The following is a 20,848-nucleotide window of genomic DNA, read 5'->3' on the forward strand; positions in this document are numbered from 1 at the left end:
GCATATATGTCTTGCTGGTCATCAAAACCTATCTGGACGCGGGAGCTGGTATACATTGGAAAGTTCAAAGTCAAACTCCCCGGATTCTGAAATCTCTCTCTTCTCCCTGGCCATGGATCAGGCAGGCGACGGCGTCCTGCTCATCGACCAGGAAGGCTCGATCATCTATGCCAACGAAGTCTTCGGCACACTCTTCGGGCTTGCAGCAGAGGGACTCGCAGGGCGCAGCGCCCTTGAGGTATTGGAGTCGGACCTCTCGCCTCTCTTCGAGGATCAGACTGGTTTTCTGAATCTGGTCGGGTCGATGTATCGCAAGGACCGGGAGATCAACGGGGGTGAATGGACACTCACAGGACCGGGGGCCCACGGGGTGGCATATTCCAGTCACCTGGTCAGGAGCGGGCCGCTCAAAGGGATGCGGGTCGACCTCTTCCGAGATATCTCCGAGCGGAAAATGGCTGAGAAACGTATTAAAATCGGCGAAAAAAAACATCACGCACTGGTCTCGTCATCCGCAGCCCCCTGCTGCACGACCGACACGACCCTCAGAATAATCTCCGCCAACAAGGCCTTCTACGACTATTTCAGTACAGAAAAGAAAGAGAGTCGTTCTCTCCCTGACCTTCTCCCACCTGAGAGCGCCGCACGGGCCACAGGTGCGCTCCATAACCTCACACCACAGGAGCCACGGCTCTCGATAGAGAATGGAGATAGCGAGTGGATCGTTCACGGCATCTTCACAGACGAGGGCACGCTCGCCGAAGTTCTCTGGGTATGGCATGAGGACTGGTTCAAGGCCGGCGAACGGGCAAAAAAGATGCGGTGCCTGTACAAATTCGTGCACCTCCTCCACAACGAGGAACTCCCGGAGGAGGAGACACTCCTGCGAGGGGCGGAGATGATCGAGAGGTCGGTCCCCTGGATCCACGCAGTCGATATTTCAGTGCCCGGTCGTCTCTCCGTGTCGGCAGGAGAAACAGAGAAAGGGACACGAACTTCACTTCCAATAGATACCGGCGACGGCCGGTGTGGTGAGGTGACGGTCTGGCACCATGAAGGAGAACAGAACCCCTCAGCTCCATCCTTCTTCCTCCTCACCATAGCCGACGAGATCACCCTCTATCTCAGAAACAGGACGGCTCAGGAATCTGCCGAACGCTCCCAGGTCACATACCAGACCCTCTTCGAGACGACCGGCACCGCCTCCTTCCTCCTCGGCCCCATGATGGAGATTCTCATGGTCAACAGGGAATTCCTCCGGATGTTTGGATATACCGAGGCCGAGATCAGGGGCGGCATGTGCTGGCTCTCGTGCGCGGACGAAGACGACCAGGACATGGTCAGACACTTCCACCAGGCGCGGCTGAGTGATCCCGAGAACACCCCCACGACCTATGAATGCCGCGCCTATGCGAAAGACGGTTCTCCGAGGGATCTCATCGTCAATGTCTCCCTCATACCAGGGACCGACCTCTCGATCATCTCTCTGGTGGATATCACGACAAAGAAAGAGACCGATCATGAACTCAGGGTGAGCGAACACCGCTACCGGCTCATCACTGAGAACGCAACCGATGTGATCTTCACCCTCGATCCTGACCTCAGTTTCACCTATGTGAGTCCCTCAGTCGGGAGGATCACCGGGATCCCGCCAGCAAACGTAATATCAAGGCCTATAGCAGACCTGCTCACCCCGGGCTCGTTTGCACGGTTCCGTGACGCCGCCATTGAAGTTCTGGCGCCGGGCGGGGGGCCCGGGCCGGAGACCGGTCGTTCAAAAGCGCTTGAGATCGAAGCACTCCGTGCTGACGGCAGTCCACTCTGGGCGGAGGTGCGGATCAACTCCCTATGCGACGCCGAGGAGGATGCAACAGTCGGCGTTATGGGGGTGATGCGGGACATCAGCGATCGCAAACTGGCTGAAGAGCGGGAGACTCAGTACGTCAGGGAACTCTCCTTCCTCTCCAATGCAGCGGTGGGCTTCGTCGACCTCCCGCCTGAAGACGAGATCTACCGGTTCATCGGCGAACATCTCTGCAGTTTCTTCGACGAGGCACTGGTCTTTGTTGCGCAGTACGACAGCCTCGAACAGAAAATCATCGTCAGGGCTGTCTCGGGAATCGATGAGGACAGAGATCCCCGCCTGTACTCCATGGCACGCGGCAGCATGGGGATGACCCTGCCCCTTCCCGAGGAACTCTACGAAGATCTGCTTGCCGGCGTACTCACACCTCTTGAGCGCGGTACCACTTCGCCACTCTTCATCGGGCAGGTAAAGAGCGCTGCCGAGACATACATGAACGGAACCGCCGGTTCGGTGCACGTGGTCGGGATCGCACGCAGTGACAATCTCTTCGGATGTGCGATCGTGGTCCGGCGAGACGACGACTATATGGAGGCCATATCAACAATCGAGACCTTTGTACACCTCTCTTCGGTGGCTCTCCAGAGGAGGCTCCTTGAGATGGAAATCGAGTCGACCAGATCCCGCCTCCAGCATATCCTCTCCTCCAGCCCGGTCACGATCTTCTCGCTGGAGCCACCCAGAGAGCGGGGCGGAGGCATGGGCCTGATCACCTATGTGACTGAGAACATCATCTCACTCCTCGGCTACGAACCCGAGGAGGTGATCTATGACTCGACATTCTGGACGACCACCCTCCACCCTTCGGACCGTCGCCGGATCCAGGACGAAGAATTCCCTGAACTCCTTGAAGAGGGACACAAAATTCTCGAATTCCGGATGCGTCACAAGGACGGGAAATATCGGTGGCTCCACTTCGAAATGCGCGTGACCAGGGACGAAGAGGGAAACCATGTGGAGGTGATCGGTTCTGCAATCAACATCTCCGAGCGCAAGCGGATCGAGGAGGCCCTCAGGGTGATGGACAGCGCGATCACCTCATCGATCAACGCGATCACCATCACCGATCTGGAAGGAGACCTGGTCTTTGCAAACAACTCGACACTCAAACTCTGGGGATATGACGAGGTCAAGCAAGTGGCGGGCAAGCCCCTTGAGAGGTTCTGGCAGCCGAAGAAGAAGGTCGGGAAGATCCTCGAACGGATCGAGAAAGACGGCGGCTGGATGGGCGAACTTGTCGGGAAGAAGAAAGGGGGCAAGAAGTTCCATGCCAGTGTCTCGGCAAGCATGGTCACCGACGAGGAGGAAGACCCGCTCTGCATGATGTTCTCCTTTATGGACATCACCGAGCGGACTGAGATCGAGGATGAACTGGCAAGATACCGCTCGCACCTGGAAGAGATCGTCTTCGAGCGGACGAAGAAACTGACTGAGACGAACGAGCGGCTCAGTGCCGAAATAATCGAACGAAAACGGGCTGAGGAGGAGATCAGGGCGCTCAGCACCTTCAGGGAAAGCATCATCGAGAACGCCACGATGCTTCTCACTGTCACGGATACCGGGGGGCGGGTCACGGTCTGGAACCAGGCGGCCGAGGAGGTCACCGGGTATGCCAGAGACGAAGTCGTCGGTGGTGCAGAGATCTGGGATCGTCTTGTCCCGGATTCAAGGCTCAGGGCAAAGGTTCTGGAGGTGGTGCGGGGCGAGTGTACCAGATATGACACTTTCAGGAATCTGGAGGTGACGGTCCGCGCCAGGGACGGAGAGGAGAAGATCCTTCTCTGGAATGCACGTACCCTCAGGGACGGGGAGGGACATCCCCAGGGGATCGTCACCCTTGCCAAGGACATCACCACACGCAAGAGGATGGAAGAAGAGATTAGAACAAGCGAGGCACGGTACCGCGCTGTGGTCGAGGACCAGACCGAATGGATCTGCCGCTTCAAGCCGGATATGGATCTGACCTTTGTCAACGAGGCATGTTGCAGATCATTTGGTCTCTCCAGAGACGAACTCCTCTCCACAACCCTCGACACCATTCTCCCCACATGGTTCGCCGACCTTCTCCCCTCGCTGGAGGAGCAACTGCGCGCCGGACGGCAGAGTGTCACCCTCGACGGGAGGGTTAAGTGCAGCAACCAGGAGGAGCGGTGGCACCAGTGGACGGTCAGGGCCATCTTCGCCCCGGACGGTTCGGTCACCGAGTATCAGGTGGTGGGCAGGGACATCACCCTGGTGAAGAAGGCTGAGGAGGAGTTTGTCAGAACCGAGAAACTCCTCTCTCTCTCAGAACTTGCAGGCGGAATTGCCCACGACTTCAACAACATCCTCACCTCGGTGATGGGCAACATCAACCTGGCCAAGATGAAACTCGCACCCGACGACTTTGTCTACCAGCGACTGACCGAGGCGGAGACGGCGACGATGAAGGCAGGCGACATCACCCGCCAGCTCTTCAGTTTCTCTGACCTCTCCGAACCTGAGAAGGATACGGTCGATCTCTCCGACCTGGCGCGCGAGGCCGCGAGTTATGCCCTGCGCGGCTCGAAGTGCAAGTGCCGGTTCGCTCTTGAACCGCTGCCGATGCCAGTGATGGGCGACGCCGCCCAGCTTCTTCAGGTTCTCCACGCCCTCATCATCAACGCAGACCAGGCAATGCCCGAGGGAGGGACGGTGACCATCGGCGCCGGCCCTGTGGAGGTCTCGGGGAGCGACCCCATCCCGATCCCGAAGGGGCGCTACGTCAGGGTCACGGTGGAGGACAGCGGCGTGGGGATCCTGCCAGAGCACATGGGCCGTATCTTCGACCCATACTTCACCACCAAGAAGCACGGGTCAGGGATCGGACTGGCGATGGCTCTCCCGATCATCAAGAACCACGGCGGATGGATGGACGTCGCGTCCGAGCCGGGGATCGGGACGACGTTCTCACTTTATCTTCCTGCAACGGCAACGGATGCGTGTGAGCAGATGAAACCCGCAGTCATTGCGCAGGGCGGGTCCGGCTCTCTCCTCCTGATGGACGACGAGGTCGGGATCCTGGAAACGACAAGTGACATTCTCAGGCACCTCGGCTACACAGTCGCAACGGCCCATGACGGAGAGGAGGCGGTGGCCAGGTTCGCCGGAGCCCAGGAGGCAAACACCCCCTTCGACGGAGTCATCCTCGACTTGACGGTACCCGGGAAGATGGGGGGCCTCGAAACCCTGAAACAACTGAAGCACCTTGACCCCGAGGTGCGGGTCCTGGTCTCAAGCGGTTATCTCAATGACCCGATCATCAAAAATCCCGGCAATTACGGGTTCTATGGGAGTATCGGGAAACCCTACATGTTCGAAGAACTGAGCCGTTCCCTTCAAGAACTCCTCGGCCATTAAGGCAACAACCATTTTTTTTCTTTGTTGAATCAGACATGAACCCTTGGCTCAAGCATACGCGATTGAAAATTGTTCAAGAGATCTTCTGATCGACATGCCTTCCCGCATGCTTGCACCGGGGGCGCTGCCCCAGGACCCCCGGGATTGTGATGGGACCGGTAAGGCAGAGAGATGATCGTTCAAAGGTTCGTGCTGTCCTCCGCCGGTCAGGCCCATGTATAGGGGTGGTCCCCCTTATTCACACGCCAGAAGAGGAATTCTACGGAGCCCTTTTTTCGGTTCTCTCTGGTGGCCCTCCCCATGGAGATGATTCAGTATGCTTATTGGGCCGCACCCCCCAGTACACCTTGTTATGACCGAGGGATCACCCGCCGACAGCAGGGAAGAGGCGTTCGCCCTCTATGAGGCCGGAAAGTACAGGGAGTCGATCGAGCGTTGCAACTCTCTCCCGGGCGGGAAGGATGATCCTTCGGTCGCTGTCCTCGTTGTGACCAACTATTTTGCCCTCAAGGAGTACGACGAAGCCGAAGTGCGGCTGCGCGACCTGATCACGCACTCGCCCGACTCATCGTATTACCACAGTTTCCTCGGAAAGGTGCTTGAGGCCGCTGGCAAGGAAGGGGGGATCGCCGCATACGCCCAGGCAGTCCAGCTCGATCCCGGAAACGAGGAGGCGCTGCGGGCCTATGCCGTGCACTTCATCGGAATGGGCGACCACCGCACTGCCCTTCCCCTTCTCTCGGCCCTCGTGTCCATCTCAGGGAAACGAGATGACACTATCGCCCTGATGCGTAGCCTCATCGAGACAGGAGATGGTGAAGGGGCGCTGAAGGTTCATGCGTCGCTCTCCGGCGGCGAGGGGGCGAAGACCGAGTACATCGATGCCCTGATGACCGCTGGAAGGTACCAGGAGGCGGCAAAGGCCGCCCTTGCGGCATACCGATCATGCCGTGACCCCGGGTTCCTGCGCCAGCACCTCGCGGCCCTGGCGGTCTTCGACCGCCCCGCCGCCCTGCACCTCTTCCCGGCCTTCCTCCAGGAATGCCCGGACGACGACCTGGCCCTCGACTATGTGCTTCTCCTCAAATCAGAAAAACGGTACCGAGAGGCGCTTGAGGCCTGCAAACGGCTCATTGAGCAAAGACCGGATCCGATTCACCAGCTTGTCGCCTGCGAACTCGTCGCAGGGACAGGTGAGAACGACCTGGCGCAGCAGGGATATGAAGAACTGATCAGAGAGGAGATCTGTCAGGGCAACGACCTCGAAACCCTCTCGATGATCGTCGGGGCGTACGAGGTTTTTCTCAAGAAGGCGTACGCCCTGACGACTGTGCCAGAGTGTTATCTCTCAGTTGTCTCAGGCGATCCGAACGTGATCAGTATGGCACGGACCGGATGGTTCTATGCCTCCTTCGGGGAGGCGAAAGAGGCACGCGAGTGGCTGTATCGAGCCTATCGACTCGACTACCTCAACGGCGGGGTCGAGTATGCCAGGTTCCTGGCACAGGAGGGTGACCTGCGCGAATGCGAGAAGGTGCTCCTCTATGTCCTCACCCACCTCAAAAAAACCGGCGACCTGGTGCGGGTAACGAAGACGGTCCTCGAAGCGGAGAACAGGTGGCAGAGAATGCAGCGCCTGGTCGACGCACTCCTCGCCCGGTTCTCGGCAGAGATCAATACCCTCGGACCCGAGGGGGTGGAGGTCTTTGCCAGGGTCTATCTCTGCGCCGCCGAGGGGGCGCTTGAGGCCGGGGATTACGTGCGGTGCAAGGAGTGCTGTCTGTATGGATTTGATCTGACCAGAGAACATACCCGAGAGTTCTTCGAGATTATCACCCGCTGCAAGAAGGCGACGGTGGCCGAACGACCGGTCCTCCCCTTCGGCGTCACCGGACCGACCGGGAATAGCAAGGACAGGGAGAGCAACGATCTCCCGGACCTCGGGCTTGATGAGCGTGAAGAAGCGCTCGTCGCATTTTTAAAACAGCACAGAGAGAGCAATGAAGAAGAACTCCGCAAAGTGCTCGGGACACGGCGGGTGAGCGGTGCGGTCAACCGGCTCATCAAGAAAGCGGCAGACGCCGGGGTCTCCCTCATCGAGAAACAGGGGATGGGCGAGCACGGCGAGATCTATGTCTACTGCGGGAAGTGAAGGGGATGAACGAGAAAAAGACTGAGAGCATCGGGATCATCAACGCCCTCAGGCGCGGCACGGTGCCGGCCGCAGGGCTCGAACGACTTGCAGTCGGACTTGAGGTTGAAGGACGCGTGATCGGTGGGCAGCTCGATTACATCGCCTCGGGAGGGGCGGATATCAAGTTTGTGCGGGGGGACTATGGGAGCGGGAAGACCTTCCTGGTGGCGCGGGCGCTTGAGATCGCACGGGAGAAAGGGTTTGCGACCGCCCATGTGATGATCTCGGCCGACACTCCGCTCCACAAGTTGAGCGCCCTCTATTACCGGATCCTCTCCTCGATGCGCACGGCCGAGCACGAGAACGCCCTCAAAGAAATCATCGACAACTGGACCTTCTCGATCGAGGAGCGGATCATCGATGTGGAGAAGACTGAGGAGGACGAAGCTCTGGAAGCCGGGACAGTGGCGCGGATCGAGGAGGCGCTCACCGACATCTCGACGGTGAACCCGGCGCTGGCCGCGGCGTTGCGGGTCTACTACACCGCCAACAACGCAGGAGATTTCCATCTCGCCCAGGCGGCGCTCGGCTGGCTCTCCGGCGAGCCTCATATCGGTCGCGACTTTCGCCGGGCGGCGGGGGTAAAAGGCGAGGTGGACGAGGTCTCGGCACTGGTCTTTCTCCAGGGGATCGTCCGGGTGATCAGAGGGGCCGGGTACCGCGGTCTTGCCGTGGCCGTCGATGAGGTCGAGACGGTTCAGGCCCTTTCTTCCAACCTGCGGCAGCGGGGTTACAACAACCTCCGCCAGATCGTCGACGCCGCAGACCGCGGCCAGATGCCAGGTTGCTACTTCCTCTTCACCGGTACGCCGGCCTTCTTCGAGGGTTCGAAGGGGATCAGGTCGCTCCCGCCGTTGTACGACCGGCTGAAGGTTGTTGGGGATGACGGGTATACCAATCCTCTCCAGGCCCAGATCGAACTCTCCCCCTTTGACAGGCAGAAACTTGAGGCGGCCGCCCAGAAGGTCTGCGAGATCTACTCAGACGCGTCCGGCCCGGTGGACCGGGAGCGGGTCTCCCACCGTTTTGTCAGGGGAATGATCGATGGAGTTACCTCACGGTTCGGCGGGCGGGTGGACGTCATCCCGCGGGTCTTCCTGCGCGAGTTCGTGGATGTCCTGGACAAGTGCGAGCTCTACCCCGACTACGACCCAACAAAGGCCTATGCTTTTGATGCCGGGAAAGTGAAGCAGGAACTGAACGAGGAGGAAGAGGCCTTCTTTGAGGTCGAGTTCTGAGGAGTGAATGAGATGGGTGAGAGATCCGGGAAACAGAAATATGCAGCAGAGGCCTCTGATGGCGAGGAGGTGGACGACCTCTTCCTCCTCAAGACCTTCGAGGTGAAGCAGAAGAAGGACGGGAGCCCGTACATCTGGGCCGAGATCGCCGATGTCACCGGTACGCTCTCCTGCTTTATCTGGGGTGTGCAGGGGTGTGGGGACACGGTCATGGAGACCGCCTCCTCCCTGCGACCTGGCGAGGTGTACCGGGTGAGGGGATTTGCAAAGACCTACAATGGCTCGGTCCAGATCTCGGTGAACGATGGAATCTCCAACCTTGCCGAACCGGTCCCCCCCACCGATGTCGATCCAGATGACTATGTCTCGTCGCCGGTCAAAGACCTGGACCTGAAGGGCGGGGTGCTCAGGATGGCCGGCGAGATCTCAGATCAGGTGCTCGGCCAGATGGTGCTGGAGGTGATCTCGTCGGTCGATGGGTTCTTCATCAAACCTGCAGCAAAGGGAAGGCACCACGAATACCGGGGGGGACTTGCAGAGCACACGCTTGAGACGGCCAGGATCGCCCTGGCGGCCTGCGATGCCACACGGACCGATGCCGACCGCGACCTGGTCATCGCCGGTGCCCTCCTTCACGACATCGGGAAGGCCTTCTGTTTCGAGGAGCAGGGGCTTGGCTTCGCGGCGCGGCCCGAGTACGACCTCGTCGGCCACGTCACCATGGGGGTCTCCTATATCGCTCCATTCGCAAAGAAGCGTCTGCCGGCAGAGAAGGCCGCCCACCTCCTCCATATCCTCCAGTCCCACCACGGGCCGCACGGCGAGGTGTCCTGCCAGACGCCCGAAGCCTGGACAGTCCACCTCGCCGACCTGACCAGCGCCACCCTCAGGGAGGCCGCAGACGACCAGGCCGATCTCGTCCCGGGAAGCGGGAAGAGAAATGGCTGGCGGTCAGGGGGACCGGTCTGGCGTTTCGGCTGACAGGCACCCTGAAAATATTTTATTCGATGGGCTCGCTGATGCTCGGCTCCCGAGAATAATTCTTTTGGCTTTGTAGAAATCGTCTTTATAGTTCTCTTCGATGGGGGGCTTGCCGCCCCCCGAACCCCCCGCCGAAGATAGGCAGTGGGAGCCCCCGGCATAAGCATGAGGGAAGGCGATGGATTCAGTTCACAGGGGGTTGAGGTGATGAAAAGAGGATGTTTTCTACAGAGCCCTTATTTTATTGTCAGAGGGCCGCTCTGACAAAAGGGAGAGGGTTTACCATGAAAAAGACCGGAGGTCCACTGGGGCGGCGGCCCCCCGGCAGAGAGACCTCCTCGGAGGATTTGCTATGAAATAGTTTTCAGGTGTATGCCTGAGGCGAGTTCTCTCGGTTCTATACATGCAGAGAGTAAGACAACACCATCCTTACACAATCCCGAACATCCCCAGAAATGGCACCCCCATCCTGCATTGCGCATTCTCCACCACCCTCGTCCCGGCATCCCGGGTTCTCCTACCGAGGACGACTGTCCTTGTCCGGGCGGGGACGGCATGGACTTCGGCAGAGTACCCGATCCGTTCCCGCAAGATGGTACATGCCTCTTCCAGATCGGAGGTGATGCAGAGGGTCTCACCTGCTGCCCGGTCGACCACGATATACCGCATGGCCGGCACTTCCTGATAGTTCATCCCAACCAGTGTACTTTGGATCATTATTAATGATGACCTTTTAATCAGTGACCGCATCCTCCGGACTTCCCGCACATGAAAACTGTGGAGGAGGAGGGATGAAGGAGAAGCCATATTAGAGAACCCATCTCCAGGATCCAGGTATTATTGTGTAGTTTTTTGGCTCTGTAGTATTCTGCATGAGGCGAGAGGACGCCTCAAGCATACGGAATGAAAATTTCTCGTCGTTAGATCACCCATATTAAGACAGGAGAATCGGTGGAGACCTTAATCCGTCGCCGCCCCCGCCTATCTCATCGTGGGGGTGTCCGGGAGGCAACGCCCCCCGGCGCGAGACGACGGTGAAGATTCTGCGACGAGGATGGCCGTTCTGATCGACGTGCCTTCCCCTATCATATACGCGGGGGGCACTGCCCCCGGACTCCCTGGATAAAGATAGGGGCGGGAAGGCGAAACGATGGACATAAAGAGAGGATTGCGTCCTCAGTGCTATCTTCGGGTGGGGGCGGCTGGGCGACCAGCCTCGCGCAATGAGAACCACCCAGAGGGTTTCAAAAGAACCCCAAAAACAAAAAAAAAGAATTCACTCCCGCCGCTGCCGGCGGAGCCGCACCGAGTTGGCATGAGCATGGAGACCCTCGGCGGTGGCGAGCGACTCGACGATATCGCCGAGCGCCTCGGCACCCTCCCTGCTGAGCATCTGGACCGACGAGGTCTTGCAGAAGTGGTGGATGTCCAGGCCAGAGTACGTCCTCGCATATCCTGCGGTCGGGAGGACGTGGTTGGTCCCTGAGGCATAGTCCCCGAAGGCGACTGCCGTGTACGGTCCGACGAAGATGGAGCCCGCATGGTGGACGGCGTTGAGGGCGGCCATCGGATCTGTGACCTGGATGGAGAGATGTTCGGGGGCGACCTCGTCCATCGCTGCGACAGCCTCGTCGAAGTCGGCGGCGACAACATAGCCGGAGTTCTCAAGGGCGGCCTCGATGATCTCACGGCGTTCGGCTGTCTCGAGTTGCCGCCTGATCTCGGCGCCGACGCGCGCAGGGAGCGCAGGATCGGTGGTGACCAGGACGCACCCGGCATGGGGGTCGTGCTCGGCCTGGGCAAGGACGTCGGCGGCGACGAAGACCGGATCCGCGCTCTCGTCGGCGAGCACTCCGATCTCAGAGGGGCCGGCCGGAAAGTCGATCTCTGCGTGGTCTCTCAGCATCATCTTGGCCGCGGTCACAAAGACATTCCCTGGCCCGACGATCTTCTGGACCGGGTCGATGGTCTCGGTCCCCAGGGCCATCGCAGCGATGGCCTGCGCCCCGCCGATGCGGTAGCACTCGTCCACCCCGGCAAGATCGAGGGCGACAAGGGTGAGAGGGTGGATGGGAGGCGGCGAGCAGACGCAGACCTCTGCAACCCCGGCCACCTGCGCGGGGACCGTGGTCATCAGCGCCGTAGAGGGGTACGCCGCACGGCCGCCCGGGACATAGGCCCCGATCCGGTCGAGGGGCGTCGTCTTTACGCCCAGCACCACGCCGGGTTCTACCTCCTCAAGCCAGAGAGAACGGTTGCGCTGCAGTTCGTGGAACCGCCTGATATTGGCCTCAGCATCGGCGAGGGCGTCGATCAGGGCGTCGTCCACCTCGTCGTACGCCGCCTCGAACTCCTCAGGAGCGACCGCGAGATCTTCAAGGTCGATATGGTCAAACTTCCTGGTGAGGGCATAGAGTGCCTCGTCCCCATCCTGTTCCACCGCCCCTACAATCCCGGCAACAGCCTCCCGCACCCCGGCGAGGTCGGCCCGCCGCTGTTCCTTCCATGCAGCAACATCCAGCGCCTTCCACATAGTGCGAAAAGATTCGACACATGAAGGCATTAAGACTTGCTGTAATTCTGGAGAATAGTTGATCAAAAAATATGAATTCAGAAGAATTATTTGAGAGTGATACCAATTTAGAATATGATGAATTCAAAATCCCTGCTGATGACTGCAGTGCTGCTCCTTTGCGCCGCAGTCTTCCTCTGCGGGTGCACCGGCACCCAGACAACCGACGCCACCGACGGAGCCACCACCCCGGCGGCCGGCGACGAAAATGCCACTGTAACAGCCACAGAGACCGTTGCCCAGGCAGAAGAAAGCGTCCTGAACGTCTACCATGCCGGCAGCCTGGCCAAACCCTTCGAGGAACTCGAACAGACATTCGAGGTCGCGCACCCCGGTGTCGACGTCAGGCTCTATGCAGGCGGCTCGACCAAGCTCGCCCGCGAGATCACCGAACTCGGCAAGAGCGCCGACGTCTATGCGACGGCCGACTACTCGCTCATCCCCGACCTGATGGTCCCGGCAGAGAAGGCCGACTGGTACCTCACCTTCGCCAAGAACCGTCTTGTCCTCTGCTACACCAACGAGAGCAAGTACGCCGACGAACTGAACGACGCCAACTGGTACACGATCCTTGCAAAGGACGACGTCAACTGGGCCTTCTCCGACCCGAACCAGGACCCCTGTGGGTACCGCTCACCGATGGTCATTCAGCTCGCAGAACTGCACTATGGCGACGACCAGATCTTTGAGAACACCGTCAGCGCCCACAGCAACATCAAGGTGACCGAGGAGAACGGCACCTACACCATCCACGCCACCGAGCCCGCACCCGAACTCCCGCTCCAGATCCGCCCCAAGAGCGTCGAACTCGTTCAGATGCTCCAGGCCGGCGGACTTGACTACGCCTGGGAGTACAGGAGCGTCGCTGTCCAGAACGGCCTGAACTTCCTCGAACTCCCCGAGGCCGTCGACCTCTCGTCCGTCGAGTATGCCGACACCTACAAGAAGGTGCAGATCGACTGCACCGGCGGCATGAAGGTCGCGACACCGGTCGTCTACGGCGTGACCGTCCCGACGAACGCCGAGCACTCTGCAATGGGCCTTGAGTTCGTGAAGATGCTCATCGGCGAGGAGGGCCAGGCCATCATGAACGGCCAGGGCCAGCCCCCGATCGTTCCGGCCAACGGTTTTGGCGATGTCCCCGCCGAACTCGCGGACCTCACCGCCACCCCCTAACTTCTTTTTTTCCGTGCCGATATTGTCTCCAGATCAAAACGCTCTTTTCCAGATAAAGAACAAAAGAACAAACTGTTTGTAAGGTTCAGAATATGATCATGGGAAGAAGACGCCCCCTCCCTGACCGCTGTCTCCTCTCCTTCGCCGTCATCGGGAGCCTGCTCGTTCTCTACACGCTCCTTGCACTCCTCAACATGGCGGCCGGAGAACTCTCCGACATCCCGCACCTCCTGCGGGTGGCGGCCGAAGAGAAGGTCATCGGCACCATCCTCACCACCATGGAAGCAGGCCTGGCCACCGTCATCATACTCCTCTTCCTCGGTATCCCATTGGCATATGTCCTGGCCAGGACTGACTTCTGGGGGAAGGGGATCGTGGAAGCGCTCATCGACATGCCCCTGATGCTCCCGCACACGGTCGCGGGGATCATGGTATATATTCTCTTTATGCGGCGGGGACTCATCGGTGCCCCTCTTTATGAGGTCGGGATCGTCTTCGAGGAGGCGTTCGCGGGGATCGTCGTCGCGATGCTCTTTGTCTCGGCGCCATACTTCGTCGACGCTGTCAGGGAAGGGTTCGAGAAGGTGCCGGTTCACCTCGAAAATGTGGCCCGCACCCTGGGGGCCACCAGGTTCCAGGCATTCACCAGGGTGGTGATCCCCCTGAGCGTGCGCCACATCTTCAACGGTTCGATCCTGGCGTGGGGCCGGGCGATCGGAGAGTTCGCCGCAGTTGTCTTCATCGCCTATTATCCGTTCGTCATCTCGACGCTCATCTACAACACCTTCACGACCGATGGGATCAAGGAGAGCACGTCAGTGGCATTTGTAATGATCGTGGTCTGTTTCGCCGTCTTTGCGGCGCTCAGGATCATCATGAAGCATGTGGGGAGGTACGATGATCGAATTTGAGCATGTATCACTGGAACTTGGAGATTTCGCCCTGAAAGACGTGAGTCTCTCGATTCGACGGGGGGACCACTATTGTATCCTCGGGCCGTCGGGGGCCGGGAAGACCGTGGTCCTTGAGGCGGTCGCCGGCCTTCACATTCCACGGGAGGGACGCGTCCTCCTGCGGGGCGAGGACGTCGGCGACATCCCGCCTGAACGACGGGGAGTGGCGCTGGTCTACCAGGACTACTCGCTCTTTCCCCACATGACGGTCAGGAAGAACATCGGCTTTGGCCTGCGCCTCAAAAAGATTCCCGGAGACGAGATCGAAAGAAGGGTGGACAGACTGCTGGAGCGCTTCTCCATCACCCACCTGGCCGACCGCCACCCCCTTACGATGAGCGGGGGCGAGCAGCAGCGGGTGGCGATCGCAAGGGCACTCGCGACAGAACCAGACATCCTCCTCCTTGACGAACCCTTCGCCGCCCTCGACCCGGTCACAAAAGAGACGTTGATGGACGAGCTCGCGAGGGTGAGGAAGGAGACCGGGCTGACGGTGGTCCAGGTGACGCACGCACGCGAGGAGGCGCTGCGGCTTGCGACGCGGATCGCCGTCATCATCGATGGTTGTCTTGTCCAGGAGGACTCCAGGGAAGGAGTCTTCGACGCCCCGCGTACGGTGGAGGTGGCGCGTTTTGTGGGGATGGAAAATATCGTCGACGGCATCGTGGCCGAAAACCAGGACGGGCTTGCATCGGTCAGGGTCGGAGACCGGACTCTCTTCGCCCTCTCAGATGTCCAACCGGGTGTCAGGGTCTCGGTCGCCTTCAGAGCGGCTGATGTGGTCCTTGCTCGCCCTGGAACAGACGGGAGCACGGCGCGCAACCACTTCAAAGGAGTGGTCACCGAGGTCATCCCAAGAGGTGGTCCCCTGGTCATGGTCAGGGTCAACTGCGGTTTCCCGCTTGTCGCCATGATCACCCGCCAGTCGGCGGAAGAAAGCAGTATCTCGGCTGGCGACGAGGTCCTGGTCAGGTTCAAAGCGAGCGCCGCCCTCGCCATCCCGGCAGAACGACCGACACCCCCTTAAACCCCACCAGACCATACGTTCTTCAATGCAGGAGAACGAAAACCCCCTCTCTTCCATGACCGGCGTTCACCGCATTGAGATGGGTGTGAACGGCCGGGTGCAGGGCGTGGGCTACCGGAGTTTTGTGGCAGGATGTGCCGCACGAACCGGCGTATCGGGATATGTCCGAAACCTCCCTGACGGCACTGTCGAGATCGTTGCCGAAGGGGATGCTGCAGACCTCGCCACCTTCCTCGATGCCGTCGAGGCGCAGGACGAACCGGTGATCTCGGTCGAGGGGATCACGATCTCCCTCACAGAACCCACCGGCGAATTTACCGGGTTTGACGCGAGGTTCGGAGACCGGAAAGAAGAGATCTTCAAGCGGAGCATGCTCGCCCTCGACCTGATGAAGGAGGTCCTCAAGACCGAAGAGAACCTGCTGGCTGAGCAGAAGAAGACGAACAAACTGCTCGAAGAGATCCTGAAGATACGACAGCAGTGAATGTCGTTCGGGTCGAAGCCATATGAGAGTCCCCTCTTTATCCTGAACGCATTTTTGTCGCCCCGATCACGGCGACCAGGGCGGCGGTGAAGCCGTTGGTGGCGACGATCGCCGCATCGTCCCGCAGGGCACCGTATACGAACCAGAGGGTGAGGCCGGCGAAGAGGAGGATCAGCATCAGGGCCGAGAAGTCATGGGCCGAACGCGTGCGGAGGGTCCGTATCACCTGGGGGAGGAAGGAGACGGTGGTGAGCAGGCCGGCACAAAAACCGATGAGCATGGTCGCGTCCATGCATCTCCTCTCCTCCTCTCGGTCATAAACCCATCTCAGAGAGTGAGAGTTTCTCCCTGGCGCAGAGTTGTTCGTGCAAATCCGGCCCGAAGGGTGATGCCCCACACATTCAGGAAGAGCCGGCACCCCCGAGGAAAGGAGAAAGGTCTATGTCATCGCGCGGTAGAGGGGGAGGCATGGACCGCTCGGCCTGGTACGCCTCGCTGAAGAAGCCATGGTTCACCCCACCTGCAAGAGTCTTCGGACCGATCTGGGGGGTGCTCTACCTGCTGATGGCGGTTGCGGCGGTCATCGTGATCATCGAAGACGGCCCCGATGCCCCAGCAGCACTCCTGGCATTTGCGGTGCAGCTTGTCATCAACCTCCTCTGGCCCTCCGTCTTCTGGGGGCGCCGCTCCCTCTTCGGAAGTTTCGTGGTGATCCTCCTCCTGTGGATCGCGGTGCTCGCGACGATAGTCCTCTTCTCCCGGGTCTCAGATCTGGCCGCCGCCCTCCTCCTCCCTTACCTCATCTGGGTGAGCCTGGCCACCCTCCTCAGCGGTGCGATCTGGCGACTGAACCGCACTCAGTCAGCGTGAATTTCACGCGTTTTTGTCGGACTGAATATCGAGAAACACCATATTCATTCAGGATACAAAAAACAGATCATATAACCGACCTCCTCACAGGCGAGTGCCTCCGTATGCCGGCCGCTGTCTCTTCACCCACCCTTGAAGCCCTCACCGTGAAAGTGGTCTCCATATTTCCCGAGAACACGAAGAAGGGGATCCCACTCATCCATGCCGGAGTCCTGCTCCTCGATCCCGACTCCAGCCGATCCCTCGCTCTCATCGAAGGCAGTTCGCTCACAGCCCTCCGGACCGGTGCCGCATCCGGGTTGGCAACTGACCTCCTCGCCAGGTCGGAAAGCCGGGTCGCGGCGGTCATCGGTGCGGGGGGCCAGGCCCGCACCCAGGTGGCGGCAATCTGCAGCGTCAGACCGATTGAGGAGGTGCGAATTTATGCAAGGCAACCCGGGCACATCGAGGACATTATCAGGGAAATGGCAACCCGTTCAGCCAGAGAGGCGGTCAGAGGGGCAGATATCGTCTGCACCGCGACCTACTCGACGAAACCCGTCTTCCCGGACGCCTCTCTGGAACCCGGAACACACATCAACGCAATTGGGACCTATACACCAGAGATGCATGAGGTTCCGTCCGAGACCGTCCTGCGGGCACAAGTGGTGGTCGACCAGAGGGACGCCGCCCTCGCGGAGGTCGGGGATCTGTGCGTCCCGATCCGAGCAGGAATCGTCGGCCCCGAGATTTTCAGGGCAGAGAACGGCGAGATGGCCGCGGGCATCGTTCCATTCGAAAGGTTATCTGACGAAGTCACACTCTTCAAGTCGGTTGGCCTCGGTGTCCAGGACACTTTTGCCGCCGCAAGAGTGTACCGGAACGCCCATAAGATGGAATTGGGGACAGAAGCCGTCCGGGACTCCACATGAGGAGAGAGACCACGGTACGCCGGCCCGGACCTACAGGTTCAATACCTATCATTTATCTTCTGCCCCGGAATATCCTCTATTGGAGATGGAGTTCATGGAGCATAACCTGTCAGAGAGCCAGAAGAGGCTGGAGGTTCTGAAATCTCACGTTTCCCGAGACGAAGACTTCGTCACTGCCGCCTCTATCCTCGAGTCCCTTCCTACGCCATTCGTAGCACTCTCGCCATCCGGAGATCTTATCGATCTCAACCGGGCCGCCGCCGACCTCTTCGAGATTGACCAGGAAAATGCTGTCGGCCAGCCTGCAGAGGAGGTCTTTTCAGCCGGCTGCGCCCACACCCTTAGAAAGATCACACAACGTTCCACTGATTTCTGCGTCGTCTCCCGCGCCACCCTGAACCATGCAGGCAGGGACTACGCAACCCGCGCCGCCCCACTCATACACGACGAGATAGTCCGCGGTGCAGTCATTGTCATCGATCTGTCCACACCCTCGGCCCCGGCCAGAAACCTCGCACCGGTCCGCGCAGCCGACGGCGCGGGTTACTGGGTACCGATCTATATCCCGACCACAGGTGAGGGGCCGGACGCCACTTTCCACTTCCGGTGAGTGGTGCCCGGTCATCACTCAAGTATCTGATACTTTTTTCGTAACTCTATGGTCCCGCGCCATCTCCTCTTCGCACCGGAATGCACAGTCATAGCAATTGCCAGAAAGAGATCGTGAAGCGCGTGGTATGGCGCCGCCCTCCACCGATCCTCACCGTGGGGGGGGTCGAGAGGGGTTGCCCTCCGGTGCGAGAGAGTGACAAAAATTTCTTTGTTATTCTGTGGGGCGGCCCGTCGGATCGACATGCCTTCCCGCACGCTCGCACCGGGGGCGCTGCCCACGGACCCCCTTGCGATTGGGGCGGGAAGGCGGAGGGGGATCATGAAGAGGATAGTGTCGTTTCCTATGTTCTCTTCACGCGAGGAGAGAGATATCGTTCAATTGCATCGCGCTGGCGACATTTTGTCCTTGATGTTCCAAAAGGCGGCAGGACCGCAGGGCCGATCCGAAGGGACATTCATACATTCCAAAAAAGTATTACCATTTTGAAAATAATTATGACCCATGGACCTACCACCCCACAAGAGGGAGAGTGTTCTCCCGCTCCCGGTCGTCCTCATCTCGACCATCTCCTCTGACGGCACGCTCAATGTCGCACCCTGGGGAAACATCACTCCGATCCTGCGGCCTCTCGACGAGATCGTCCTTGCATCATGGCTGAAGCGGGACACCCTCGATAACATCAGGGCGACCGGCGAATTCGTCGTCAATGTCCCAACCGCCGGGATGAGTCGCGAAGTGATGATCTGCGCACGCCACTACCCCCCCGAGATCGATGAGTTTGTGGAAGCAGATCTCATACCCCATCCCTCGAAAACCGTGCGTCCCCCGGGCATCGAGGGGTGCATTGCATGGATGGAGTGCACCCTGGTCGAGGAGATCTGCAGGGAAAAATATGTCCTTGTCATCGGGAAGGTGGAACGACTTGAGGCCGACGACCGCTTTTTCACCCCGGACGGAGAGATGGACCCCGCCGTGGCGAAGCCGCTCTGCATGCTCTGCGGGAAGAGCGGGATGCGGTTCACCCACCCGGCCGGAGACGGGGAGTACCGATCATATGCCGAGATGTTCTCCTGGGAGAAAGGTGCGTGAAAGGGACTGTCTAGAAGCCCTTGATCGTTCTCCTCACGAAATGGCAGCGAGCGGGAACAGAGCCCCTCGCCACCCCCCGTCTATCTTCACGCCGGGATTGAGGAGTCACCCCCGGGAGGAGCAAAGATTTCAGGAATCCATCTCCCGTTGTGCTGGTTTCTGAGAGTTTCGCTCCCGGATAAAACAGAACCTGAAAATATAGAGGGGATTCCCCCTCAAGGGCGGGCAGGAGAATTCAAACAAAAAAAAAGGAGATTTACTCCTTCTGGAAGATGTTGAAGATCTGGTCGCTGCCGGTGCCGGTAAGCCTGTCCCTCTCTTCGTTCTCCTCGACAAGGGCAAGGAGCGGGAGGGTCATGTCGACGCCCGGCACGAAACCGAACATCTCCTGGAGGTCGACCTGGAGCGCGTGCATGAACAGCGAGTTCGGGATGTCCATGGCACAGAGTTCCTGGCACTGACCGCAGTTGATGCAGGAGTCGGAGATGTGGGCGAACCTGATGAGGTGGAACATGAAGTTCGGCGGTATCTCACCGGGCTTGACCAGGTACGGCTTCTTGGTGGAGCACTCGACACAGTAGCAGATCGGACAGTTGTCGATGCACTGGTAGCACTTGATACACCGGGAAGTCTCGTTCAGGATCTTCTTCAGACGGTCGCTGCCCTCACCGAGAGCTTCGAAGTCCCTGGCACGCCAGGAGTCGCCGAGCTTGAGCATGGCGTTCTCGACCTTGCCGCGGATCTCGATGCCCTTCGGGTTTGGTGCCTCGGTGGCAAGCTTGCCCGCCTTTGTGGCGGCGTCGAGGAGCTCTGCACCCTTCTCGGAGCAGACTTCGACGAAGGTGGCCTTGCCGGCCTTGTCGCCGATGACACCCCAGTTCCCGCAGGCGAGGTCTGCCTGGCGCGGAACCTTCATCTTGCACCGGCGGCAGTTGGACCTGCGGCCGTAGCCTTCCTCTTCGAGCTCGTCGATCTTGATGCCCTTGTGGCCGTCGGCGGTCTCGATGATGAACTGGCCCTTATCGATCTCCTCCTTGAGGACGGTGTCGGGGTCGGTCTCGAACTTGTCGGCGATCATCTTGCGGGCGGTGACCGGGCTGACCGTACCACCACAGTTGAGACCGATCATCACGACATTGTCGAGGTTGATCTGCTGCCTCTTGGCAAGTTCGTAGATACCCATTGCATCGCAGCCCTTGACGGTGACCGCGATCTTCATGTCGTTAGCACCGTTGAGGTACTTCTTGAAGAGCTTGGAGAGGAGGAGCGTCCCGCAGTGGAGGGAGCCCGCAGCCTGCGCAATCTCTTCGGGGTCGGTGATGAGGGTCGGGACAGCGTCGTAGATGTCCGCACCCTTCTTCACGGCAAGGACCGCGTCGACCATCTTGCTCTCAAGGGCGTACTTGAGGAGCGAGGAAACGGCACCGCCGCACTCGCCCTTTGCAAGGAGGTCCGCATCGGTCGACCATGCGTAATACATATCGCCTTTTGCTGACAT

The 20,848-nt window shown here is 59.6% G+C and carries 16 protein-coding genes; 12 read left to right on the forward strand and 4 right to left on the reverse strand.

What is annotated here, in order from left to right; translation table 11 throughout:
• Window positions 1-55 precede the first annotated feature (55 nt).
• The 4 genes from RJ40_RS03415 to RJ40_RS03430 all read left to right on the forward strand — a co-directional run bounded on the left by RJ40_RS03415 (window position 56) and on the right by RJ40_RS03430 (window position 9,655).
• Window positions 56-5,242 (forward strand): hybrid sensor histidine kinase/response regulator, encoded by a 5,187-nt coding sequence (locus tag RJ40_RS03415; RefSeq protein WP_265581955.1) that lies wholly within the window; start codon window positions 56-58, stop codon window positions 5,240-5,242.
• A gap of 352 nt (window positions 5,243-5,594) precedes the next feature.
• Complete coding sequence (locus RJ40_RS03420) at window positions 5,595-7,394, forward strand: tetratricopeptide repeat protein (RefSeq protein ID WP_265581956.1); 1,800 nt, start codon at window positions 5,595-5,597, stop codon at window positions 7,392-7,394.
• Window positions 7,395-7,399: 5 nt separating this feature from the next.
• A complete protein-coding gene (gene brxD / locus RJ40_RS03425; RefSeq protein ID WP_265581957.1) occupies window positions 7,400-8,674 on the forward strand; it encodes a BREX system ATP-binding protein BrxD in 1,275 nt (424 codons plus the stop codon).
• A 12-nt stretch (window positions 8,675-8,686) separates the two neighbouring features.
• Window positions 8,687-9,655: an HD domain-containing protein gene (locus RJ40_RS03430; RefSeq protein WP_265581958.1), complete on the forward strand. Its 969-nt coding sequence runs from the start codon at window positions 8,687-8,689 to the stop codon at window positions 9,653-9,655.
• A 429-nt stretch (window positions 9,656-10,084) separates the two neighbouring features.
• Here RJ40_RS03430 and RJ40_RS03435 read toward each other — a convergent pair whose 3' ends face one another.
• Both RJ40_RS03435 and hisD read right to left on the reverse strand, forming a co-directional pair.
• Complete coding sequence (locus RJ40_RS03435) at window positions 10,085-10,372, reverse strand: hypothetical protein (RefSeq protein ID WP_265581959.1); 288 nt, start codon at window positions 10,370-10,372, stop codon at window positions 10,085-10,087.
• 559 nt (window positions 10,373-10,931) lie between these two features.
• Window positions 10,932-12,188 carry a histidinol dehydrogenase gene (gene hisD, locus RJ40_RS03440; RefSeq protein ID WP_265581960.1) on the reverse strand — a complete coding sequence of 419 codons (1,257 nt, stop codon included), beginning with the start codon at window positions 12,186-12,188 and terminating at the stop codon, window positions 10,932-10,934.
• Between the two features lie 114 nt (window positions 12,189-12,302).
• On the opposite strand from hisD, the gene wtpA reads away from it, so the two are divergent.
• The 4 genes from wtpA to RJ40_RS03460 all read left to right on the forward strand — a co-directional run bounded on the left by wtpA (window position 12,303) and on the right by RJ40_RS03460 (window position 15,867).
• Entirely contained in the window at window positions 12,303-13,403 is a 1,101-nt protein-coding gene (wtpA, locus tag RJ40_RS03445) for a tungstate ABC transporter substrate-binding protein WtpA (RefSeq protein ID WP_265581961.1), read from the forward strand.
• Between the two features lie 98 nt (window positions 13,404-13,501).
• The gene (locus RJ40_RS03450; protein WP_265581962.1) at window positions 13,502-14,314 is read left to right on the forward strand and encodes an ABC transporter permease; all 813 of its coding nucleotides are present in this window, start codon (window positions 13,502-13,504) and stop codon (window positions 14,312-14,314) included.
• Window positions 14,301-15,383: an ABC transporter ATP-binding protein gene (locus tag RJ40_RS03455; RefSeq protein WP_265581963.1), complete on the forward strand. Its 1,083-nt coding sequence runs from the start codon at window positions 14,301-14,303 to the stop codon at window positions 15,381-15,383. Before RJ40_RS03450 ends, RJ40_RS03455 begins: the two co-directional genes overlap by 14 nt.
• A 25-nt stretch (window positions 15,384-15,408) precedes the next feature.
• Window positions 15,409-15,867, forward strand: coding sequence for an acylphosphatase (locus tag RJ40_RS03460; protein WP_265581964.1), 459 nt, complete (start codon window positions 15,409-15,411; stop codon window positions 15,865-15,867).
• A gap of 37 nt (window positions 15,868-15,904) precedes the next feature.
• Here RJ40_RS03460 and RJ40_RS03465 read toward each other — a convergent pair whose 3' ends face one another.
• Window positions 15,905-16,159, reverse strand: a complete 255-nt coding sequence (locus RJ40_RS03465) for a SemiSWEET family sugar transporter (RefSeq protein ID WP_265581965.1) — start codon at window positions 16,157-16,159, stop codon at window positions 15,905-15,907.
• A 176-nt stretch (window positions 16,160-16,335) separates the two neighbouring features.
• Between RJ40_RS03465 and RJ40_RS03470 the strand changes: the two genes are divergently transcribed.
• The 4 genes from RJ40_RS03470 (at window position 16,336) to RJ40_RS03485 (ending at window position 19,350) form a co-directional block, all read left to right on the forward strand.
• On the forward strand, window positions 16,336-16,737 hold the full coding sequence (locus tag RJ40_RS03470) for a TspO/MBR family protein (protein ID WP_265581966.1): 402 nt from the start codon (window positions 16,336-16,338) through the stop codon (window positions 16,735-16,737).
• Window positions 16,734-17,648 carry an ornithine cyclodeaminase family protein gene (locus RJ40_RS03475; RefSeq protein ID WP_265581967.1) on the forward strand — a complete coding sequence of 305 codons (915 nt, stop codon included), beginning with the start codon at window positions 16,734-16,736 and terminating at the stop codon, window positions 17,646-17,648. The genes RJ40_RS03470 and RJ40_RS03475 overlap by 4 nt, the downstream gene beginning before the upstream one ends.
• A gap of 94 nt (window positions 17,649-17,742) precedes the next feature.
• The gene (locus RJ40_RS03480) at window positions 17,743-18,258 is read left to right on the forward strand and encodes a PAS domain-containing protein (RefSeq protein ID WP_265581968.1); all 516 of its coding nucleotides are present in this window, start codon (window positions 17,743-17,745) and stop codon (window positions 18,256-18,258) included.
• Between the two features lie 504 nt (window positions 18,259-18,762).
• The gene (locus RJ40_RS03485; RefSeq protein ID WP_265581969.1) at window positions 18,763-19,350 is read left to right on the forward strand and encodes a flavin reductase family protein; all 588 of its coding nucleotides are present in this window, start codon (window positions 18,763-18,765) and stop codon (window positions 19,348-19,350) included.
• Window positions 19,351-19,606: 256 nt separating this feature from the next.
• On the opposite strand, the gene RJ40_RS03490 is transcribed toward RJ40_RS03485, so the two are convergent.
• Complete coding sequence (locus tag RJ40_RS03490) at window positions 19,607-20,848, reverse strand: Coenzyme F420 hydrogenase/dehydrogenase, beta subunit C-terminal domain (protein WP_265581970.1); 1,242 nt, start codon at window positions 20,846-20,848, stop codon at window positions 19,607-19,609.

Source organism: Methanofollis aquaemaris (assembly GCF_017357525.1).
GTDB classification, from domain to species: domain Archaea; phylum Halobacteriota; class Methanomicrobia; order Methanomicrobiales; family Methanofollaceae; genus Methanofollis; species Methanofollis aquaemaris.

Coding starts and splice junctions, on each gene's coding strand:
- RJ40_RS03420 (WP_265581956.1), top strand. CDS start 5,595: ATGACCGAGGGATCACCCGCCGACAGCAGGGAAGAGGCGTTCGCCCTC.
- brxD (WP_265581957.1), top strand. CDS start 7,400: ATGAACGAGAAAAAGACTGAGAGCATCGGGATCATCAACGCCCTCAGG.
- RJ40_RS03430 (WP_265581958.1), top strand. CDS start 8,687: ATGGGTGAGAGATCCGGGAAACAGAAATATGCAGCAGAGGCCTCTGAT.
- RJ40_RS03435 (WP_265581959.1), bottom strand. CDS start 10,372: ATGATCCAAAGTACACTGGTTGGGATGAACTATCAGGAAGTGCCGGCC.
- hisD (WP_265581960.1), bottom strand. CDS start 12,188: ATGTGGAAGGCGCTGGATGTTGCTGCATGGAAGGAACAGCGGCGGGCC.
- wtpA (WP_265581961.1), top strand. CDS start 12,303: ATGATGAATTCAAAATCCCTGCTGATGACTGCAGTGCTGCTCCTTTGC.
- RJ40_RS03450 (WP_265581962.1), top strand. CDS start 13,502: ATGGGAAGAAGACGCCCCCTCCCTGACCGCTGTCTCCTCTCCTTCGCC.
- RJ40_RS03455 (WP_265581963.1), top strand. CDS start 14,301: ATGATCGAATTTGAGCATGTATCACTGGAACTTGGAGATTTCGCCCTG.
- RJ40_RS03460 (WP_265581964.1), top strand. CDS start 15,409: ATGCAGGAGAACGAAAACCCCCTCTCTTCCATGACCGGCGTTCACCGC.
- RJ40_RS03465 (WP_265581965.1), bottom strand. CDS start 16,159: ATGGACGCGACCATGCTCATCGGTTTTTGTGCCGGCCTGCTCACCACC.
- RJ40_RS03470 (WP_265581966.1), top strand. CDS start 16,336: ATGGACCGCTCGGCCTGGTACGCCTCGCTGAAGAAGCCATGGTTCACC.
- RJ40_RS03480 (WP_265581968.1), top strand. CDS start 17,743: ATGGAGCATAACCTGTCAGAGAGCCAGAAGAGGCTGGAGGTTCTGAAA.
- RJ40_RS03485 (WP_265581969.1), top strand. CDS start 18,763: ATGGACCTACCACCCCACAAGAGGGAGAGTGTTCTCCCGCTCCCGGTC.
- RJ40_RS03490 (WP_265581970.1), bottom strand. CDS start 20,848: ATGTCAGCAAAAGGCGATATGTATTACGCATGGTCGACCGATGCGGAC.